The organism is Algoriphagus sanaruensis (genome assembly GCF_001593605.1).
GTDB classification, from domain to species: Bacteria; Bacteroidota; Bacteroidia; order Cytophagales; family Cyclobacteriaceae; genus Algoriphagus; species Algoriphagus sanaruensis.
In genome coordinates, this window is record NZ_CP012836.1 from 361638 (window position 1) to 384958 (window position 23321).

Sequence of the window (23321 nt, forward strand, 5' to 3'; positions counted from 1 at the left end):
TTAATATTGTGCCATCTCCGTGAATGAACAGGTCAGCCCACTTTGACTTGATCTCCCCTGTAGAAAATTTTTCCTCCAGAAATCATTCACGTTCTCAATTGCCACATTTCAACATATTTTATTATTACCTATCCTCTTTATGTACAACATAGAAGAACTCAGAATCAGGCTTTTATCTGAACTGAAAGAAATTGCCGAGGAACTTGGTGTAAAGAACTTTAAATCCCTGAAAAAGGACGAGCTCGTATATGCCATACTCGATCAACAAGCCATCACCCCTGAGCAGGCTCTTCCGAAGAAAAAACCATCTATCGTAGAGACACAAACTGCAGAAGCAGAAAAATCAACACCCCTGCCGACCTCCCAACCAACCCCTGAAGAACCTGTAGATTATAAGCCAAAATTTAGAAGGCAGAACGTTACGGCCTTGTCAGAGAAATCAGAAGAGGAAGTAGCCAAAGCCCAGGAAGAACCTATCAAGGAAGAAATTCCTCAAAAGGAAGACCCTAAACCAATCAAAGAGCAAGAAGCAAAGCCAAATCGTGCGAGTGCCGAAGGACAGCGGAAAGATCCAGAAAGTCAAGAAGAAGGAAAGACTTTCAGACCACGCAGAAGAGTCTTTGAAGAAGTAAAAGTCGAGGATCAAATCCAAACTGAGATCCCAACACCAACAACTCCCCCCTCTGCTTCCGTTGAGGAAGTAAAAGCAACCAAACCCGAACCGGAAGTAGAACTTCCAAGACGAAAGAACTTCAAAAATCCGGAGGAAGCCTTGATTCCATCCGCAGAAACCATCCCTGGACCCGCTCGCAAAAAACCTTTTGTAAGTCCACGTGAATTTGACGGGGTTATCGAGAATGAAGGTGTACTTGAAATCATGCCAGAGGGATATGGATTTCTGAGATCACTGGATTACAATTACCTTGCTTCTCCTGATGATATTTATGTCTCACCAAGTCAAATCAAACTTTTTGGACTTAAAACTGGTGATCATATCAAAGGCTCCATTCGGCCACCAAAAGAAGGTGAAAAATACTTTGCCCTTCTAAAGATCGGAACAGTAAATGGGAAAACCACTGATGAAATCAGAGATCGTGTCCCTTTCGAATACTTAACTCCCTTATTCCCTGAAGAAAGATTAAATCTTTCGACCAAACATGATCTTTATTCTACAAGGATCCTTGATCTTTTTGCTCCAATAGGAAAAGGTCAACGTGGAATGATTGTAGCACAACCTAAAACAGGTAAAACAGTACTCCTTCAGCAAATCGCTAATGCAATCACGCAAAACCATCCTGAAGTTCATTTGATGATTTTGCTAATTGATGAGCGGCCTGAAGAAGTTACGGATATGGCAAGATCTGTACGCGCAGAAGTGATTTCCTCCACTTTTGACGAGCAAGCTGATCGACATGTGAAAGTGGCAAACATTGTCCTTGAAAAAGCAAAACGCATGGTCGAGGTCGGTCATGATGTAGTCATTCTATTGGATTCCATTACCCGCTTGGCAAGGGCCCACAATACTGTGGTACCTAGTTCTGGAAAGATTCTTTCTGGTGGGGTGGACGCCAATGCACTTCATAAACCTAAACGCTTTTTTGGAGCGGCAAGAAATGTTGAAAATGGAGGCTCCTTGACAATTATTGCAACAGCTTTGGTTGAAACTGGATCCAAAATGGACGAGGTAATCTTTGAGGAATTCAAAGGAACCGGCAACATGGAATTGGCACTTGACCGTAAACTTGCCAATAGACGAATTTACCCTGCTATCGATGTGCTAAGTTCGGGTACTCGAAGGGAAGATTTGTTGATGGATAAAGAAGAAATGCAGCGAGTATGGATCTTGAGAAAGCTTATGAGCGACATGACTTCTCAAGAATCTATGGAATTTTTACTTCAGCGAATGAAAGGAACTCGCGATAATGCTGAGTTTTTAATTTCAATGAACGGTTAAATTTCTCAAATCTAAAGTCAAACCCGGTCCAAATGGATCGGGTTTTTTGTTTTCTAGGGCTTCACCTATTACAAACCCATTAATAGAAAAGCAGGCATCATTTTTTTACATCCTACCAAAAATGAAAGTCAATATTCAAAAAATGCTTTTCAAAATTTTATTTGGTAAAAGCACTATTTTTCAATATATTTTGTTCCTTTTTTAAGGATAACTCTAGATAATAAGTACAAAGTAGCTGAAACTGACATGAAGGCTATTGCAATAAACGGGCCAATTTTAAGAAAATCTCTAAGGAGCATTTTGCTTCTTTACGTGTTCTTTTTCCAGTTGACCTTCGAAGCTTTGGGAGAAGGATCAGGAACTTGGGGTACAGCCTCTGACAGAAGAAGTTGGCTTTGGGTCCCGGCAAATAGCTCATCCTCGAATACAGGATATGGCACGAGAGGCTTTATGATGCTTCCATCCAGAACCAGTAGTAGTACTTACAATTCCAATTACAACCCAGATCACCGTTTCTATGTATATGTGAAGGCTGGGGAAACTGTTTTTTGGGGTTTTAGGAGAAATGGGGGAAGTGGAAACATACGCGTTCGTTGGTACTATGATCAAACCGACATTGGCTTTTATCCAGTAGGAACAACTGGAACTGGAAGAGTCCAGATCAGCTCGTATGATTACAACCCATCAGGAAGTGGAGGAGCTTCAGGACGACCAGCTAATGCAGATGACGCTGCAGTCGGTCCAAGTGCAATCTTTGGGTCTTCTGGATATAGCGCACGTTCTTTTACCAATACAACAGGAGCCGACCGAGCATTTTGGGTCGAAATATCCACGACTAGTGATGCGTTGTTTTCAAGTGGTTTCAATATTGATTTTTGGGACGTAACTGTTGCTTCAGGAACAAGTGGCAACTATAGCCCAATTCCCGGACGAGTTTATTGTAAATACTGGAGTATAGTCAATGGCTTACCTTCTGTTGCAGGGTCAAATAGCAATGGACTATCATTCCACGATAATTTTGGATTCTATGTCCCTGTCGACAATACTTTTTCAGGAGCACCAAATGATTACTTCGTCAAATATGCCAACTTCGGAAGTTCACATGGGGGGTATGTTAATTTTTTTGCAAATCAAGATGGCCCAAGGAATAACCTTACCTACATCGAGAATAGAAGATCTATTTCTGGAACGTCCTCCAATTACCAATATCCCCTATTTATCAACGATCCTGACCAAACCATTTGGCAGACCACCGATCCTCCATCCGCCTCACTTGAAATTAACTATCAAGAAAAACCCGCTCCTGGCACCGGGGGTGAAGCCTATGTTGATTTAACAATTAGTCTTCCAGCCATTGTAGATGTCTTGGTGGATTTAAATAGTAATGGGGTTTATGATGAAGGGATCGATTTGATCATTTCAGAAAACTATGATACCCCTGGTACTTTTCAAATTTATTGGAATGGAGAAGATGCGGCAGGAAATGAATTGCCTAATGGTTCTGATATTGAATTTTTTGCTGCAGTCCTTTTCTTTCCAGTACACTTTCCCATTTATGACATGGAACAAAGTCTTGGGATAACCATTACCAATGTCAGACCAGGCGCAGTAGTTCAAAATGCCATTTATTGGGATGACTCCCTTCTTCCAAGAACTGGTAGCAATGGGATTAACCTAGCCACTAGTGCTCAGTCCGCTGCTGTCAATGTGACGGGAGAGGCTGGAAATTCACATATCTGGTGGGCGAATGGGGATAATGGAATTAGCCAAAATAATACCATCAATACTTGGGCTGCCTCTTATTACACCGAAGTAAATGAACGTGAAGGATTCAACTTTTTAACCATTCAAGGTAATGTGTACGATGATCCAGATGGGCTTGAGGATAATTTGGTAGATGGTAACCCAACTTCCTTACAGCCTCTATATGCCATCTTGATCAATCAGGCAACCAACAAGGTTAGACGAGTCGCAAGAGTAAACTCTAATGGAACCTTCAGTTTGAGAAAAATTCCAAATGGAACTTATTCAATTCTTATTTCAACTGATTCCGCCACATTGGATGCTAATAACCCGGGAGTAATGTTGCCTTCAGATTGGGAAACAACAGGCGAAAATTTTGGAACTGGGGTTGGAAGTGATGGAGTAATTGATGGGGTATTGACTGATTTGGTGGTAAGCGGAACCTCCATTTCCAATGCAAACTTTGGGATAAGACCTATTATTGCTGATTTACTTGTTCAAAAGTCCGTGAATAACGAACTCCCGGAATTTGGAAGTACCGTAATTTTTACCATCACAGCTAGAAATGATGGCTATAATGATGCTGAAAATGTACAGGTATTTGAAAGTATGCCTGATGGCTACACCTACCTATCGCACACAGTAAGTATCGGAACATTCAATCCTGCAAGTGGAATTTGGGATATTGGGATTTTGACCAATGGAAGCACTGAAACACTTACACTCACCTGTAGAGTAGAAGAAACAATTGAAGATTATAACAATACCGTACTTATAACTTCAACTACTCCAGATCCAAATTTATCAAACAATTCAGACAATGCTGAAACTACCCCTTTCAGGATTCTTCCAGTTACTTGGCTACACCTTGAAGCAAATTACCTGGACCCTCTTGCTGAAATATCTTGGATTACTACCAATGAAAAGGATCTTCTTTACTATCAAGTAGAGCGATCCAAAGATGGAAGATTTTGGGAAAAAGTAGAAATGGTAGAAAAAACTGGGAATTTGGCGGAAAAATCCGAATACAGGTTGTTGGATCGAAGCCCACTTCCCGGAAGAAGCTACTATCGGATCGGGCAGGTTAATCAAGGCGAAAAGATCAGCTACTCCAAAGTCATCGCCTTAGAAAAAGAACCTTTTCAACTTATTCAAGCATATCCAAATCCAAGCAGCGGAGTTGTTAGGATCGAATTAGAAGACATTGAAAACTTCCAATTACTCTTTGTAGATAGTAGAGGAAGTAAGGTGAATCCAAAAATAATTAACACGGGAAAAACCTTCTATTTGGTGGATTTATCCACCCTCCCATCAGGGATATACATCGCCAAGGCTTTCAATAATTTTGAGTTTTACTCGATACGAATTGAAAAGCTGAATTAATGAAGTTCAAGGGATTAATTTTACAGCCTTAATAACCATTGTCTTTCAATGGAGAAGTCGAGAAAAGAAAAAACTGAAGTATAGAAAGGACTAAGCAACCAAAAATCAGAAGTTTTATCCAAATTCATGATTTATAAATTAAAACTGGTCTACCTAATTGAAGGTAGAATGTAATTATTGAAGAATTGATTTGGTCTTATATCAAATTAAAAATTAGATTATTTTTAGACAATAAATGACGATTATATACTAGTCTTAAATACCAAATTGTCATCTATTTTTTATGCTTATTAAAAATTATAGTAGTTGAAATAAATTAAGGTAATATTCCATCCACGTCCAAATTTTGGACGTTTAAGATAAGTAGGACATCGCTATCTAGCGATTATTAAGATGAAGAAAATCGCTCTCATATCACCCATTTATCGACATTTACTTTTGGTATTTGGGGGATTGATCATGGGTATATTTCTCAATTCTTCAAAAGCACAAGGAGAGGGCTCAGGTACTTGGGGGCACGGAATAAACGGCCAATCAATGCTTTGGCATGCGGCCTACTCCTCCACAAGTGCGAGTGGATATGGTACAAGGGGATATTTCCTTTTGCCAACCAATGATGGTTTAAGCGGATCTACTTATGAAACCAATTACCAAACCGATCATCGACTATTTGTTTTTGTAAAAGCTGGCGAAACAGTTTATTGGGGCTTTAGAGCAGGCACTACCTCGGTGGGTCAATGGCGGGTTCGATGGTTTTTTGACTCAAGTGATACCTCATTTTTTCCAGATGCAAAAACATCCTCAGAAGGTATGACTACAGTTTCATATTCAAACGGAATGTACACCTACAACACTGGAGGGGATACTTATAAACAATACTATGCACAAGGGTCCACTGTCAATTATCAAGGTAGACCCTATGATGCACTTCAGGCGAAGATTGGACCAAGCTTATTACCCGGAGGTGCAGGAGGATACTCTCCACATTACTTCACCAATACCACCGGACAAGACCGAGCCTTTTGGGTTGAATTCACAAATACCAGCGATGATTTTATCAATATTGGAGGCTTCCATATCGATTACTGGGACATTACTGTTGCAGATGCCTCAGGAGAAATTAAGAATGGTAGGGTGTACAGCAAATTTTGGAGTATTTCAAATTCAAGGCTAACCCCAGATGTAACAAGTTTAACAATAACCACTTCAGGGGTCGCAGATTCCTATGCTTTTGGGCCGGATTTTGGATTTTATATTCCGGTAGACAATACCTTCACGACAGATCAAGATGATGATTATTTTGTGAAAAGGATACGGGTGCCTGGAGGAAGCGGAGGATGGACCAATTTTTTTGCTAACCAGGATGGACCCATAAATTCAGGGGATTATCAGCAAAATAGACGTTCGAAAGAGGGAACCTCTAGTAACATCCAATATCCTCTATTTCTCAATGATCCAGATCGGACTATTTGGAAAACAACCACTCCTCCGACTGCATCACTCAACCTAGATTACCGGGAGAAAACTGCGCCGGAAACTGGAGGAGAGGCAGTGGTAGATTTATCGATCAGCATGCCCGGTATAGTCGATATCCTTGTGGATCTCAATGATAACGAAGAATTTGACGAAGGCATAGACCTTATTCTTTCCTATAATTTTGAAAATCCGGGTACCTATCAAATTATTTGGGATGGAGTAGATGCCTCTGGAAACGAACTTCCCCTAGGAGCCAATATCAATTTTGTTGCATCGGTAATTTTTTTCCCGGTTCACTTTCCAATCTATGACTTTGAGCAAAGCCTTGGAATCCGCATTACCAACATTCGACCTGGGACCCAAGAAGACAATGTCATTTATTGGGATGATTCTCAATTAAGCATTGATGGGTTAAGCTCAGGACAAACTGCTGCCGATCCTAGGGTTAATGTAACAGGAATCCTTAGTCCCGAGCATAGTTGGTTCGCGACAGGAGATAATGGATTTGCCAATAATCGGACCATCAATACATGGGCAGCTTCCTATTACACAGAAGTCAAAGAACGAGGCAATTTCTTCTTTTTAGCAATTACAGGAAATATTTTCCTAGACTCCAATGCTTTGGATGACAATCTGGTTGGAGGTACTGCACCTCCCATCCAACCTCTTTTTGTTTCATTATTGCATGCAGAAACCAATGAGGTAGCAAGGGTAGCCTCGGTTTCTTCTAGTGGATTTTACAGTTTAAGAAAAATCGGAAACGGAAACTACATTGCCATCCTGAGTCAGGATTCTTTAGCAGTAGGTGCATTGACTGCATCTCCGGGACTACCAGTATTTTGGGAAAATACAGGAGAAAAGCTTGGTTCCGGACAAGGCCACGACGGTACAATCAATGGTATTCTAACAGGAATTATTCTAAATGGAACATCCATATCCGATGCAAATTTTGGGATCAGGCCGATCAATAGCGACTTAATAGCAACTAAAACGGTAAACATTGAAGAGCCTGAATTTGGAACAGAAGTAACATTTACCATCACTGTTACAAACAATGGCTACAGTGAAGCAGAAAACGTTCAGGTTCTCGAAAATATTCCAAATGGCTATGTGTATCGTAGTCACAGCTTAACCAATGGTAGCTTTGACCCTATCACCAATATCTGGAATATAGGATTACTTCCCGCTGGGATGACTGAAACCATGACACTGACTGCACGAGTCGAAGAGGATAATGAAGGGTACGTCAACAATGTACTTGTCACCTCTACTACACCAGATTCAGATCCAAGTAATAATTCTGATCAAGCAGAAACAACACCATTTCGCGTTTTGTCTGTTGCTTGGTTAGATTTTACTGGCAATGTTTCAGAGCAACATGTCGAATTAAATTGGTCTACCGCGCGAGAAAAAGGTAGCAAAGTCTTTAAAGTACAACGATCCAGGGACCAAAATACATGGATTGATGTGTGTGAAATGGTAGGCAGTGGAACAACCAATGATATTTCCAAATACACCATCGTGGACGAACGCCCGTTCTTAGGAAGTAATTTTTATAGGATTGTTCAAATCAATGAAGAAGGAGAAATTACCTATTCCAAATTAATCGGAGTGAACTTTGATTCCGAATTAGAAATTAATGTGTTTCCAAATCCATTTGTAAACTATATAGAAGTTGAAGCCCAACAAATTGATGAATTGCAATTAGATTTAATTGATTCAGAAGGAATATGCTTAGACGCTCCTATTGTCGAGCGATCCACTCATCATATCAAACTTGATTTGAGTCATTTACCCGCGGGCACTTACGTACTGAAGCTTTCAAATCCACAGCGAGCATTGTGTAAAAAAATTGTCAAAAATTTTTAGAGAAACGCATTCTGGAATTTCAATTTAATCGAGCAGCCCAGTTCAACTAAATCCCTTTTAAAAATAGTTGGGAACTATGGACTGATTTTTAGTCAATATGAAACTTTATCCATTGAAAAAATGACAATCTATCTTCCTCAATATCTTTTAGAAAAAGACATATTGCACTTGATTTTAGCAGATTCCACCGTTCTTCCATAAACATTTTCTGGAGGAGGAGCAGGTAAGTCTGGAGGCAGCAATGGGTTCCAAGGTGTGGTCTACATTCGTTATCCAAATTTCCGAATTCTTCCTATAGATTACCTTTACTTCAATGCTATCTATAACGCTACCGAAAGATCCGGAGACTTAATTTGGGCAACTGTCAAAGAATGGCAAAATGATCGATTTGAGATTCAACGTTCTATAAACACAGTGAAAGATTGGATGAAAATCGGGGAAGTTCAAGGCGCAGGATATGCTGATGAACCTACCGATTATAATTTCCAAGACACAAAACTTCCACTAGCTGGAGGCACGATTTACTATCGCTTGAAACAGGTGGATTTTGATGGAGACTCAACCTTCTCAGTGACGAGAGCCATTCGTATTGAGCCATTAGCAGATATGACTCATTGGAGAGTGTATCCAAATCCAACTACAGGATATCCATTTGAAATCGAGTTGATTAATCCTGAGGCATATAAAGATGAAGTGGTTACCCTTCGGATCATTACAGCTACCGGTCACTTTGAGACATTTACATTTGACCATATTAAGTCCATGGGAATCAGAATAAGTGACTGGTTCCTAACCCAAGCAGCAGGGATTTATACTTTGGAGATCAGCTGGGGTGATAGGCTAGAATACCATAAGGTGATTTTGAAAAGATAAGAGCTTGTTGTGCATTCAATATTTCCATGCGGATAAGAAATCATACATATTGGATTTATCTTCTTTTTGTACTCATCCTGTGTTCTTGGGAGAATATCTAAAAATTAAATAATCAAGAGTAGCCAAAGAAATCTAATATTAAAGTCACTTTGCTGAAAAAAAAATTAAACTTTTTAGAAAAAAAATTAAATTTTATAAAATTCATTTTATTAGCCTTGAAATACAATTGTGATTTTTAGGAAGAATTTTTTGACAGGCATTTGGGTACTCACAAATTTTTCAAAAGTCAGAAATTATAAACAAGCCAACAGACATAACAGAATTTAAAACAAATAAATTTTAGAGCATTTTTTTGTATTTCGATCTTACTTTTATGCATTTAATATACTTTCTTGGGAAGAAGAAACAATAAAACATTTAGGAGTTTTAAGTCCAATTTTTCTCTCTTGGAAATGATATTTTCATAAAACTAATTTATAAATTTTAAATTTTTTAATTATTTTCTTCAGCATGTGTATTTAGTTCAAATACACCCATCAAGACCTTCGAAAAGTAAATGACTTGCATCTATTTGTAAATTAATTGCATATTTACAGGAGAAATCAATGAATTGATTCATCTATTCAATATTTCATTCTCTTTACAAAGATGCTAACCAAAACACTGATTCTTAGGTATAGTCTGCTTTTCCTAATCCTATTTAAGTTTAGTTTAGGATTTGGCCAGACTTATACTTCGACTAGAAATGGAAATTGGAATTCCGCGTCTACTTGGGTAATAACTAATACCGGAGGATGTGGATCCACTATTCCTTCTACTCCTCCAGTATCCACCAATAATAGGTCTTGCCCAATTAATGTTATAATAAATCATGATGTAAGTAGAACAGGAACTTTAACTGTAGGAAACAATAATATAGTATCTATTAATATCGCAGCAAATCGAACTTTAAGCCTAGGGTCATTATCCATAACAGGAAATAATTCAAAGAGTGTATCTCTATCTGGCGAGGGACTTTTAGAAATGAGTGGTAATCTAACCATCTCAGGAAATAACCAAATGACGATCAGTGAGTCATTGGTTTTTAGTGGGAGAGATTTTAACCTCAGCCAACAAGGCAATTTAATACTGAGTCAAAACTCAAGTACCACATCAACAAGGGATTTTAGTCTGAGCAATCAATTTCAACTATCAATGTCCAATAATGCAGAATTGACAGTTGAGAGAGATCTAACACTGTCAGACCAATCTTCATTTGAGGTAAATAATCAAGCAAATGTGATTGTAGAGTCAGATGTGGAACTTTCTGACCAGTCTCAATTTATTGGAAGAGATTCGACTTCCTTTACTGTCCTCCAGAATTTGACTTTGTCAGACCAATCGACAGCAAGTTTTTCAGGAAATTCTTCTATAACTGTTGAAGAAGATTTGCTCGTTGAAACAAATAATCAAAATAATGGGCTGAGATTTTCTGATGATTCCAGAGGTACATTTGAAGGCACTAACACTTTCGACAGAAATTCAGCAACACTATTTACAACAGGTAATGCAGAAATTATTTTCAATGGATATACAGAGTTCATTGGAGGGTCAGATATTTTTATTCAAGGAAATAGTCAAGTAACTATTAATGCCAACTTAGATATTGAAGAAAATGGCACTACTCTAAATCTCCAAAATACCTCAAGATTAACTGTTTCTGGGAACACAAGAATACGCACTGGAGCAGATGTGGCAATTACAAACAACGGATTTTTAGACCTTGGCGGCACCCTATTGATAGAGGATAATGGTAGTTCCTTGAATCTAGAGGACGATTCAGAATTACTTGTCGATGGAGCTACTACCGTTCAGGACGGTGCAGATGTCACAATTGAGGATAATTCAGCCGTAAATATTAAGAATTCACTTAGTCTTGATAATACAAGTGGAACAAATTGGATTAACAGGAACAATTCTACCTCTTTTATAGAAGGGAATTTTAATAAGGGTGGAAATAGCTACCTATATGTCCGAAACTCCGGAATATTTGAGGTTTGTACCGGTTCTTTTCCAGAATTAATTTCGGATTCAAGGATTGTCACAGATCCATCACCCGCTTATTACGGTGGCTGTAGAATTTTGCCAGTTGAGCTATATAAATTTGAAGCTAAACTTGATCCTAGTAAAAATACTTCTATCCTTTCTTGGTCTACCGCAAAGGAGTGGAATAATTCTCATTTTGAAATTGAGAGGTCAGTAAATGGAATTCAAAATTGGATCAAAATTGGTGAGGTCCAAGGCCATGGCTACTCTGACCAAATTCAAGAATACAATTTCATAGATCAATATTTACCTAGCGAAGGTGGTATCGTATATTACAGAATTAAACAAGTAGATTTCGATTCCAATTTTACAATCAGCAGCGTAAAATCAGTTCAATTTACCTCGAATGTTTCGACCAAAAATTGGAAAATATATCCAAATCCAAGTTCTCAAGGAGACAGGATTAAACTGGATTTTTCAGAATTAGGGCAAAACATTGAAGGAGAAACTTTTTCCGTAAACCTTTCTGACGCAACAGGAACCTTTTCTTATCAATTTAGATCAAATGAGCAAAATGATCTTGAGGAATGGTTAAATCGATCGCTTGAAAACCAAAAGAAAGGATTGTACATCCTTACTTTCACCTATCAAAATACAGCATATCAAGTCAAACTATTTAGAAAATAAGCAGGAAAAGAACCTCGGAAAATTGAACAGGGGCTCATCGAACTCTAACTAGACTCAATTTCTGACAGTTAAATTAAAAATTGATAAATTTTTTGTCCTTTTTTTGTATTTGAAATACATTTTTTTGCATACTTTTGTCACAGGATAATTTGACAGTTTCACCCGCTGCCAAATAAATCACCCGAAATCCTATGAACATCAAATTCCCTTTACGATTTCAAGACGCCTTGATCTTGGTCATTTCCTTCATATTGACCATAAACCTCGCTCATGCACAGTGTGTGCCAGGGGAAACCGTGACCCAAACAATCAATACTGTTGGTTCAGGTACTTTTACTATCCCTGCTGGCGTAACTTCTATTCGAGTTCAAATATGGGGTGCCGGAGGAAGAGGAGGAAATCGATCAAATGATGGTACTGGTGGCGGAGGTGGAGGTGGTGCCTATTCAGAGAGTACTATTTCTGTAATTGGAGGTAACACCTATTATTATTCAGTGGGTCAAGGAAGTACTAGTACAAATCCGGGTGGTGATTCTTGGTTCTCATCTAGTGCTAACGTAAATAATGCAGTAGTTCTCGCAAAAGGAGGCCAATCTGTAGGAAATAATGATAGTGATGGTGCAGACGGAGGCGATCGAAGAGATGGAATAGGAGATATAAGATATTCAGGTGGTGACGGTGGTGATGGCGAAGGTGGAGATGGCGGTGGCGGAGGATCATCAGCAAGTTCTACAAATGACGGACAGGATGGAAGAGATGGAGATAATGGTTCAACTGGAGGAAATGGAGGATCTGACTCTGGAAGCGGTGGAAATGGCCAAGAATCACGTGACGGAAACGGAGCCGATGGAGCTAACCCAGGCGGAGGAGGCGGAGGTGCTACCAGAGACCAACAAAGTGGGACATTAACAGGTGGTAAAGGAGGAGACGGACAAATTATTATCTCTTACGTGTGCCCATCCTGCGGACCCGTCATAAATTATTCAGCAAATGTTCAACAGTTTAAAGTACCTGCAGGCGTAACCTACATTATAGTAGAAGCTTGGGGAGGAGGCGGAAAAGGTGCTGGGAGAGATAATGATAGAGGTGGAGGTGCTGGAGGGGGTGCTGGAGCCTATTCAAGAAGCACGCTTACAGTTACCCCTGGAGAAACATTATATTTTTCTACGGGAACAGGTTCAACCGGATATGGTACTCCAGGAGGAGACTCTTGGATTTCTAGAAATAATGACGGTTCCAATGCCTTGGTCCGTGCGAAGGGAGGAAATTCTGTAAGTGGGAACAATGCAACTACAGGAGCTACAGGCGGTCTTGCATCTCAAAGTATTGGGGACACCAAAATTAATGGTGGCAACGGTGATAATGGGGGTAACTCCAATGGAACCGACGGTGGCGATGGCGGTGATTCTCCTAACGGAGGTCAAGGAGGTCAAGGAGGAGACAACGGAAACGAATCTGGTGCTGATGGTGCCAGTCCTGGCGGTGGCGGCGGCGGCGGAAAAACTGAAAGTAACAGCCAAACTAGAAATGGTGGTAATGGCGGAAACGGATTAATAAAAATTTCATACGATTGTTCCGTAACCAATCCTTCAGGATGTTGGAGATATATTGATGATGGATCCGTTTCAGGGGTTGTTATCATGGAGTTCTTTAATGATTGCAATTGGGAAGCACCTGAAAACCTTCTAGAATTTGAAGTTCTAGTTGTGGGTGGAGGCGGAGGCGGAGGTCTACGCTCCGGAGGCGGCGGTGGCGGAGGTGGTTTAGTACATGCAAGAGCCGATGTTTCAGAAATCACAGCCACTGGATTACCTGCAAATTCCATTTTTCAAATTAAAGTCGGTAGTGGTGGAGCGGGCTCTTCAGATAGAACTCAAAAAGGAGGAAATGGAGTAGAATCCTCATTTGATTTAGGTGGAACCTACGAGATTATTGCTGGCGGCGGCGGCGGAGGAGGATCGGATGATGACAGATCTGGAAGAGCAAATAGAAGTGGAGCGAATGGATCAAACTCATCTATTAAAAATAATATTACAGGATTTGGAGTAGTAAGTTCAAGATTTTTTGGCGGTTCTGGTGGTGGTGCAGCTCATGGTAGTGAAAACCCAGGCAATGGTAATGGTAATGGAAAAAACGGTGGAGAAGCCGATGATCATGCCGGCGGAGGTGGTGGCGGAGCAGGATCTAATGGAAGAAAAGCAAGAGACCAAGACAAGGGTGGAGATGGTGGAGCTGGCCTAATTTTCCCTGATGAGTTCGGTGAAAGAATTTATGCAGCAGGAGGCGGAGGCGGAAGCAGGGATGATGATGAAGAAGATAGAGGATTTGGTGGAACGAATTTAAGAGGAGGAAATGGAGGATTTGATAATGAAGGCCCATCGGTGTCAGGTGAAGATGGTCAAAGTCCCGGTTCAGGAGGTGGGGGAAGTGGCCACGACGATGATAATGTTTCAGGTGGAAAAGGAGCTAAAGGCGTAGTAATCATTCGCTATGAAATCGCGAAAATACTTCCTGTTGAAATCAATTCTTTTACTGTAAAACTTGATGCACAAAACAGAGAGTCTGTTTTAACCTGGACAACAGTGAAGGAGTGGGATAATTCTCATTTTGAAATTGAAAGATCTGTAAATGATGTAAAAAGCTGGGAGACAATTGGCACAATCAATGGAGCCGGATACTCAGATCAATTAAGAACCTATGCATATTCTGACAATAAGCTGCCAGCTGTAGGAGGAAATGTATTTTATCGCCTCAAACAAGTTGATTTTAATGGAAACAGCAAGTATAGCGACACAAAATCAATCAGAATTGAAGCAGTAAGTGGAAAAGGTAGCTGGGTAGCATATCCTAATCCAAGTTTCAAAGGTCAATATGTTCATATCGACTTGTTGAATTCAACCACTCACAATGAGGAGCCAATTTATATTCAACTTTCAAATAGTTCAGGGACCTCTATTACATCTATTGAAGTAGACAAACCATCTGAAGTTGAAAAGACCATAAATACCTTCATTGAACAGCAGAATACTGGAATTTTTGTAGTTAAACTTAATTGGGGAGATTTTTCAGAAATTCTAAAAATTCAGGTAAAATAAAACTTTGAAGAGCGGAGAAGGTAAATTTCTCCGCTCTTTTATTTTTTGATGGTTTACCTAGAATATTTTTTAAATCAACACCATGATTACCCATATTCTTTAACCATTTCACCTCCTTCAAAAATGTGACGGTGTCTACAATTTTTAGAATAAAGAACAAGCCTGAAACAGATTAGAAATAATTGAAAATTAATAAAAATATTTTGGTAGCTCCATTATTGCTTTTACAAGCAAGGAAAATGAATTTAAATCACAATAATCCTCGAATTCATATTTTTTAAAAAACCAAATTTTCTTAGCCAAATTTGATTTAGATGCATTAAAAGGTAAATTAACTGCCCTTTAAACAGTGTTGTCAGAATTTTATTTGACTTTACCTTCTTTTATGCATTTTATATATACTATTTTGAATTATATAACTCTTGGTTCAAAACAACCAAGACTATATATAATTAAATGGATATATTGTATTCTTTGCATCTCGGTATATTCCTCAACACTAGGTCAAAATTTCACATTTTCGCTTACAAAATCTGGTTGTAACGGAACATGGGGAGATTCAGATTGCTGGACAAGAACTATTATTTCATCTCCCTCTGGATGTAGTAGCAATGCAAGCTCACCACCACCATTTTCAAGAACAGCAAGCCATGGTTGCGAAATAAGAACTTCCATATCAAACAATATAACTTTATCAGGCAATGTATATATGGGAGGTCTATATAGGAGTCTAACCATCTCAAACAATGCTACGATAACAATCACTGGAAACCTCTATTTCCAAACAGGAAGTAATGTGACCATCAATTTGATAAATGGTGGAAAGCTTCGGGTTCTTGGAACAACTGGGGTTTTGATGGATAAAAACTCAACAGTTACAATCACGGGAGATTCTACCGGAAGTTTTGAAGCCACTCAAATAGATTTTGACAATGGTGCTGAACTCAACCTAGAATCTGGAGGAGCAGCTTACTTTTCGGGAGAGACAAAGCTCTCAGGTCAAGATGTCATTCTTAATATATTTGGCCTATTCAGAACAAACGAAATAGATATCGCTGGTAAAGCCACCTTAAATATGGATTCACCTGGCTTACTATTAGTGGAGAATAGATTTAAAATGCAAGGCCAATCAAGTGTTTTGATACGGGGCTTGAGTGTGGTAGAAGTAGGAGGACAATTCCAATCGAATTCAAATCAAATTACACTTGAGGTTGAACCTACCTCCTCTTTTTATGTCTGTGGTGGAATTTTTAATCCGGATTCAGTTCCCCCTGCTGTTAAAGCTGAGATAACTGAAGGTTCAGATAATTGCAGGATTTTACCGGTAACATTCATTTCTTGGGATGCCTATATCGGAAAAAAGGATAGAACAGCATTTTTAAACTTTAAAACTGGATCTGAATCGAATATCTCACATTACGAAATTGAAAGAAGCGTAGATGGAATAGATAATTTTGAAAAGATAAGCGAACTAAATGCAGAAGGGTTTTCACAATCAATTAAAGGATATTCTTTAGTCGACTCAATTTTGCCAGTTTTCAAATCAACCCTTTACTATCGAATTCGAGCAGTGGAGTTTGATCATCATTTTTCATTTTCGGAAATACGAAGAATCGAAAACCCTGGAATACCCAAGACAAGTGGATCATGGTTGGCCTATCCAAACCCAACAAATGGCTCTGATTTAAATCTGGAATTACTGGAAACTTTAGAATCCACTCCAACAAATATCAGGTTCCGAATTTTCTCGAGGTTAAAAGAAACTGAAATGATTTCTGCTGGCTCTTTGGAAGAATTACGGCAATCTATTCAAACCGTGCTAAAAAATTCTCCGAAAGGACTGATAATTATCGATATATACTGGAATGGGAAAAACGAAAAAATTAAACTTATCCTGAGTTAAACCAAATAATCAACAAATCAGTAAAAATGTAATTTTTACATATTTTACCTAATTTTTTGCATTTTAAATGCTATTTTTTGCTTTTTGAATTTGTTCAGTAATTTTTTATATATAATTTTGATAAGATTTTTTTTCACCATGAGAAGATTAATGTCATATGGATTCTTTTTTCTGGCAATAATGCTAATTGCACAAGAGAGCTATGGTCAACGAACTTTCACTTTAAATTCATCATGTTCAAGCTCTACACCCTTTACAACTAATTCCTGTTGGTCAAAAGCAGGGACATGTTCTTCGGACAATTCTCCTGGAACTTCACCAGAAGGAACTCTCGCCTGCCCAATAATTATCGTCATAAATTCGAACCTAACTATTAATAGCGATATTATTTTAGGAGGATTCGTGACTATTAAAGTCAACACTGGGGCAACTCTAACCATAAATGGAGATATAGTTATTGATGGAGAATCAACCTCTAATTTTTTGGAAACAAATGGAGGAAATATTGTCGCTGAAGAAATCGTACTTCAAAACGGAAAAGCGGCTTCAAGAACTACCCTAGGAATCAAAGGCTATGGATCTGGTACCATAACTTTAACAGATCTTGAAATTAGTCAGAATGTCACTCTGAACATTCTAGATGGAGGCAATCTAAAAGTAACTGGTACTACTAATTATTCAGGAAATAGTTCTCAAATCAATGTTTACGGGGGATTTGAAACAAATGAAGTAATTATTGCTGGAGGTGGAAAAGGGGTTGAACTTAACGCCTATGGGAATGCCAATGTAAATATTTTAGGAGACCTTGAAATACGTGGTGAATCTACTATTGAATTTGGCGGAAATAGCGCTATTAATGTAACAGGCGACATAAATGTAACTGGGACGAGTGACCTAACTGCCGAAACTGGTGGATTATTTTTAAAAGACAGCGCTAGCCTTACCGTTGGAGGAAATATAAATGTTGATGGAAACGCAGCTGTGGTTCTTAGTAATAATTCAGAAGTACTAGTTGCTGGAAGCATCTATTTATCAGGTAGTGGAGAATTTAATATGAAAGATTCTTCAAGCCTAATTGTTGAAGGGGGATGTGGAACTTACGAAGACATCAACTGCGCTGGAGGATTATTTATTTCTGGTAATGCAGAGTTTAATGAATCAGATTTGTCTGAGGCATATATCTGTGGTCAAAAACCAGAACCAAATGATAACGGAACAAATTCAGATGTAAAAGTTACCATATACTGTGATCCCAATAATCCTTCCTTAATTCCTGGCGTCAATTGCGCCTTATATACCAGTTGTCGAGTTTTGGCAGTTGAATTTGATGCTCAAGCAGTAGTGTTTGCCCCCCATGATAGAATTAATTTAATCCATTTTACTACATCAAAGGAGCGCGATAATTCGCATTTTATCATAGAGCGTTCAACGGATGGAACAAAATCCTTTGAAGAACTTGGAATAATTAACGGCTCTGGATGGTCTGATCAAAAAACAGATTACAACTTCACCGACACAAAGCTTCCGCTAACCGGCGGGAACATTTTCTATAGAATAAAGCAGGTGGACTTTTCTGGAGATTTTATTTATTCAGAAATTTTTGCAAATAGAATTCCACCAATAACCTTCACAACAAGTGTATGGAGAGCATTCCCAAATCCTTTAATAAATAATGACCTTAACATAGGTTTATTGAAAGAATCTGAATACAGAGGAGAGGGAATCACTTTTCGAATTATTCACCCACACATGATTTCAAAATCATTTTCTTCCATCGACCTCGATGATCTTAATCAAAAATTACAATCATTGACGAGAGAAATCCCTTTTGGAGTATTTGTAATTGAAATTCAATGGGAAGGTAAACTAGATCACATCAAAGTTTTAAAGCTTCGGAATTAATCAATTCCACTCCCCTCCTCTTCCTTTCGAATTGCCTTTGGAACTTTCACTTTTCCAAATCCAAAGGTTCCCTTTAGACCACTCAACGTTGATCTCCACCAAGCATTAAATATAAATCTACTTTTGTCTCTTACTTGATAAATTTCCTGTTTGACTAGAGGTGATGAAAGAGATCTAGGATTATTATTCTTTGCAATTAGGTTAGCCAAAAAGCCATAAAAGTTTAGCTTACCCTTACCATTTTCAAATGTCAGACTGTCTACAAACCCTACTTTAAGATTGGAGTAACCTAATTTCATTTGACCAAAGGAATAATCATCATTCAATTCAAAACTCCATTCTCCTCCTGTAATTATCCCCTTTTGGAAGGTCATAAACTGAGTTTTCTCCAGAAATGGATTGACATCCAATAAATTCAAAGTATCCAATTCAAACTCAATGTCCATGGACGAAATTGGATCAAATCTTAAAGTGGCATTCAGTTTCAATGCCGATTTACCCATTATATCCGCCTTGACTCCTATCTTCAGCCGATCTAGTGGAAAAGTCTCATTCGATCTTCTTAGATAAAATGGGGCCATATCCATCTCCAGATTATCAAAAATGATTCCTCCTGGAAGAGAAGATTTCGATGACCATTCAAAATACCGTATCCTACTATTCTTGATATGAATTGAACCAATATCTGACCTAATTCTGGCATTTTGCATCAATTTTTGAGGCATTTCTCGATAGGACGATGAATCAATAGGAACTCTTTTATCTCTAAATAGGTCAATACTGGCTCCCTCAATAGCTAAGGAATTCAAAACAAGGTTTCTATTTTGAACATATTCCTTCAAATCCAGCCCAGTAAATTGAATTCGCCTTATCGGGCCCGAAATAACATCTGATTGATACCCTTTTTCCCTCAAATACTGGAAAATCCCGGGGTAAGGTCGAATAAGGACATCTGAAATGGACAAATTTCCTTGAGCATATTCAATTTTTCCAAAATCAACCCGAAAGGAACTATCCTGATTATACCACTGATAATTCGATAAATTAAACCTAGGATTTGTACTAAAAAGTAATGATAAATCCATCTCTTTTTGAGATCCCAAAAGATCAAAATCCAAGTTATCTAAATTCAAATCCAAGTCAGGAAAAGAAATCCCGGGAATCCTTTTCCCACTTTTCAAAAAAGCTTCAAAACTTCCGTTTTCTAAATTGATAGTTCTGATCAAGAAAGAATCAATCAACCCCTTTTTTGGAGATTCGGACTTTTTAATCAATTGCCTACTTTGAATGGTATCATCTAAAAACACCTGCACCTTGGCACCTGATAACTTAAGCTTGCTAACATCTACCTTCCCCTGTTGAACAATTTCCTCCAAATCGTTGACGATAACTCCGATTTCTTCAAATCTGGCTTCTACTACAGGAAAACCTGGATTTCCAAGATGGTTTTTGGGAACTACAGAAAAATCCTTAAAAACAATATCATCACTCTCCTGACTCAAGGATACCTCTGAAAAGTTAATCGTATGAATGCTATCTGGAAGTGCAAATTCGAAATTTTCAAGACTTAGATCTGCTGAAGAATAAAGCGTTCCAATTTCATTCTTATCAAGCGCCAATGTGTCCAGTGTAAAATCTTGAATCAAAAATTCAAAACGAGTTTGAACAGACCTTTTTACCCGATCATTAGTTAGAAAATTCACTTCTAAATATGAATTTTGAGCGGAAATGGAATCTACTTCAATCCTATTAATGGTTTTAGCTACTCTGCTTACCCCATTGGATCTAATAGCAGGTTTGACCATTTTATCAATCCCGATAGACACCTCCCCTTCCCTCACCTGAACCTTTCTCAAATCCAATGTATTGCCAAAAATAAATTCCTCGATATCCACCCCTTGAAGGTCCACTTTCGGAAAATCTAACCCCAAAGCAATAGACCCTCTGAAATTTTGGCCTGGCTGAAGGGTTAATCCATCCAAAACCAAAGACTCCTCCTTAGAGTTGTAATTCATCCGATCGATTTCTGCAAAGTATTTACCACCGGCTATATTGAAGAAGTAATTATTGAATATCAGGTCGATTTCTTCAGAAAAGAGTGTTTTCCCTGAAATACTACTATCCCCAGGATGAATCGAAAAATTCTTTAGCGTTAAGTAAAATTCATCCTCATGAAATCTACTCTTTTGACTTTGCCCCAAGCTTTGAAAGTCAATAGTTGCCTGATTCAAAAGAATTGAATCGACATGAATTTGATTAAAATAACCCAATAAAAGCTCTCGAATATCCTCCGTAGATTGGGGAGATTTTTTTGAGGTAATAGGCTTTTGAAAAACTGAAATCGAAAATTTGGGCTTGGGTAAAATAATTTTTTCAACAATAAGGTTTTGATTAAATAAAGCATTTTGAACATCTATACCATCAGCCCGAAAAAGTGGCACAAAAAAGTCAATTGCAGCAGTCTTCCCGGTCTTTTCTAAAACAAGATCAATCAGTTCCTGACTTTCGGGCCGAATAGACAAATTTTCAATTTGAAGCATCTCCTCTTTAGAGTCCAAGGTTAAGTTACTTGCCTGAAAAAGATGAAGATTATCCCTTAATTTAAGCAGGTAATTATTCAAAGAAATGTAAATCTCCTTGGATATAAATTGCTCATAAATAGGTAGGCTTGGATCAGGATTAATTTCTAGACCCTCCAGTTTAAAACTGAATTCGTCAAATCCAATATCATTAGTCTTATTACCTCTTTCATCGGTAAATTGTATTTTACCTCGGTCAACTCGGAAATTTTCGATGGAAACCTTATCCAAAAACCCAATAATAAAATCTGAAACTGAAGATTGTCTACTATTAGGTTCAGGGCGGCCAAAGCTAATGTACTCCACCTTTGGCTCAAGTACATCCAAACTTCCTACTGTAAGTAAACCGTGATTATAGAGGTTTTTAAAATCGATTTCATCAAGAAATATTTCTTCTAAAGAAACCTTTATGAGGTGATCTGATAATTGCCCTTGAAGTGGAGAAATCTGAACTCCAATAACTCGAAGCTCATCCTTGAAGGATGATACCTCAATTCTATCACCAGTAAATACATGAATACCATCTCCTAAAAAAAGCTTTCCTCCATGAATTACCATTGAGGCATCTTGCCCATAAAAAAATTGATTTACTTTCTTCAAAGAATCATTCCCCAAATAAAAGTCAACCATCTTAAAATTTAACTCCTCAAGCTCAATTCGATTTCTCAGACTATCTTCCTTAAGGGCTTTAAAAAATCGACCTTTATTAATTGCTAATTCTTTTATAGAGATCGAATTGAGCTGGCCTTGTATAAATTCATTTAAATCACCGGTAGGATCTCCTTCATTAATGCTCCTTTTTCCAGTTAAAACCTTGAAATCAGGACTATTTAATATCAACTCATCAACCTCAAGATTAGAAGTCAAAAAAACTTGATTCATGTCCACATTACCCAAAAGAAGCTTATCCAAATGGACTTCATAATAGGTTGGGCTTTCCTTTTCATAATCTGGCATCAAAGAAAAGTTCCGGACATCGATCACGTTTTCTGAAGAAGAAATAAAGACCTTACTAGCTTGGATTTTATGGACTAAATCGGGGAGAGGATATCGGATCTTTTCAAGATTAAATTCAAAAGCTTGCGCATTAAATGGAGTTTTCCAATCTGAATTTTCAGTCCAATTGATATCCTTAACGATCAAAGAAGTATTCTCAGCTTCAAGATTATTCTTACTGAGGAATTTCAAGAAAAACCCATTTGCATGATCAATTTCAATTTGTCGAATAAACAATTTTACGAATGGCCTTTGTTGTAAACTTTTCCGTATTTCCTCTTCTAACAATCTTACCGGCGAAACAATATCCTTCTTCAAACTAGAAGGCTTTTTCAAACCTTTTTGGACCGGCTCGTCCAATGAAAAATTGGGATTATCGAGATAAATAGATCCGATGGTCAAATAATTGTCGGCGAAATCATACCAAAGACCACTAAAACCAACCTCGTCTAAGGTGAAATCAAATAAGGTTTGCCCCTCATTTCGTTCATCAGAGTCAACAGGCTTCATCACCAAGCCATTGAGAAAAACACCTCTTCGAATTAGCGAGAAATTGATTCGATTAAATTCAACAAGATAAACTCCCTCGGTTGCTTCATTTACTTTCTGTCTTGCATACTCTGCCAGAAAAATATTGGATCCAAAATAGACCACAAATTCCAAAAACAAGACCGCCAATACTACCCGAAGTATCCATCCCAAGATTTTTTTTCGAATAGGGTGCAGACTATGTTTAGAATGATGGGTATCAGAAGACATACTTAAAAAAACGGAGGAAATCATCGAAAAGATAAGCACAAAACCCCAAAACCGGTAAAAACAAAAAAGCAACGGGA

10 protein-coding genes are annotated in these 23321 nt (G+C 38.2%); 8 read left to right on the plus strand and 2 right to left on the minus strand.

Features of this window, described 5'->3' with window-relative positions:
* Nucleotides 1-139: 139 nt before the first annotated feature.
* From rho to AO498_RS01755, 7 genes are all read left to right on the plus strand, one after another.
* Entirely contained in the window at nucleotides 140-1954 is a 1815-nt protein-coding gene (gene rho / locus AO498_RS01720; RefSeq protein ID WP_067542883.1) for a transcription termination factor Rho, read from the plus strand.
* A 300-nt stretch (nucleotides 1955-2254) separates the two neighbouring features.
* Complete coding sequence (locus AO498_RS01725; protein ID WP_157883962.1) at nucleotides 2255-5080, plus strand: T9SS type A sorting domain-containing protein; 2826 nt, start codon at nucleotides 2255-2257, stop codon at nucleotides 5078-5080.
* A 393-nt stretch (nucleotides 5081-5473) separates the two neighbouring features.
* Nucleotides 5474-8425 carry a T9SS type A sorting domain-containing protein gene (locus tag AO498_RS01730; protein ID WP_082792173.1) on the plus strand — a complete coding sequence of 984 codons (2952 nt, stop codon included), beginning with the start codon at nucleotides 5474-5476 and terminating at the stop codon, nucleotides 8423-8425.
* A gap of 255 nt (nucleotides 8426-8680) precedes the next feature.
* Entirely contained in the window at nucleotides 8681-9298 is a 618-nt protein-coding gene (locus AO498_RS01735) for a T9SS type A sorting domain-containing protein (RefSeq protein WP_067542892.1), read from the plus strand.
* Nucleotides 9299-9946: 648 nt separating this feature from the next.
* Nucleotides 9947-12010 carry a T9SS type A sorting domain-containing protein gene (locus AO498_RS01740; RefSeq protein WP_148660171.1) on the plus strand — a complete coding sequence of 688 codons (2064 nt, stop codon included), beginning with the start codon at nucleotides 9947-9949 and terminating at the stop codon, nucleotides 12008-12010.
* 191 nt (nucleotides 12011-12201) lie between these two features.
* The gene (locus AO498_RS17170) at nucleotides 12202-15105 is read left to right on the plus strand and encodes a glycine-rich domain-containing protein (protein ID WP_067542898.1); all 2904 of its coding nucleotides are present in this window, start codon (nucleotides 12202-12204) and stop codon (nucleotides 15103-15105) included.
* Between the two features lie 385 nt (nucleotides 15106-15490).
* Nucleotides 15491-17008 (plus strand): hypothetical protein, encoded by a 1518-nt coding sequence (locus AO498_RS01755; RefSeq protein WP_148660172.1) that lies wholly within the window; start codon nucleotides 15491-15493, stop codon nucleotides 17006-17008.
* A gap of 206 nt (nucleotides 17009-17214) precedes the next feature.
* On the opposite strand, the gene AO498_RS17175 is transcribed toward AO498_RS01755, so the two are convergent.
* A complete protein-coding gene (locus AO498_RS17175) occupies nucleotides 17215-17364 on the minus strand; it encodes a hypothetical protein (RefSeq protein WP_157883963.1) in 150 nt (49 codons plus the stop codon).
* Nucleotides 17365-17410: 46 nt separating this feature from the next.
* On the opposite strand from AO498_RS17175, the gene AO498_RS01765 reads away from it, so the two are divergent.
* Nucleotides 17411-18910, plus strand: a complete 1500-nt coding sequence (locus AO498_RS01765) for a hypothetical protein (protein ID WP_067542909.1) — start codon at nucleotides 17411-17413, stop codon at nucleotides 18908-18910.
* Here the strand turns inward: AO498_RS01765 and AO498_RS01770 are convergent.
* Nucleotides 18907-23187 carry an AsmA family protein gene (locus tag AO498_RS01770; protein WP_148660173.1) on the minus strand — a complete coding sequence of 1427 codons (4281 nt, stop codon included), beginning with the start codon at nucleotides 23185-23187 and terminating at the stop codon, nucleotides 18907-18909. The genes AO498_RS01765 and AO498_RS01770 overlap by 4 nt on opposite strands.
* Between the last annotated feature and the right edge of the window lie 134 nt (nucleotides 23188-23321).

Coding starts and splice junctions, on each gene's coding strand:
- AO498_RS01740 (WP_148660171.1), top strand. CDS start 9,947: ATGCTAACCAAAACACTGATTCTTAGGTATAGTCTGCTTTTCCTAATC.
- AO498_RS01730 (WP_082792173.1), top strand. CDS start 5,474: ATGAAGAAAATCGCTCTCATATCACCCATTTATCGACATTTACTTTTG.
- rho (WP_067542883.1), top strand. CDS start 140: ATGTACAACATAGAAGAACTCAGAATCAGGCTTTTATCTGAACTGAAA.
- AO498_RS17170 (WP_067542898.1), top strand. CDS start 12,202: ATGAACATCAAATTCCCTTTACGATTTCAAGACGCCTTGATCTTGGTC.
- AO498_RS17175 (WP_157883963.1), bottom strand. CDS start 17,364: ATGACGATAATTATTGGGCAGGCGAGAGTTCCTTCTGGTGAAGTTCCA.
- AO498_RS01755 (WP_148660172.1), top strand. CDS start 15,491: ATGCATTTTATATATACTATTTTGAATTATATAACTCTTGGTTCAAAA.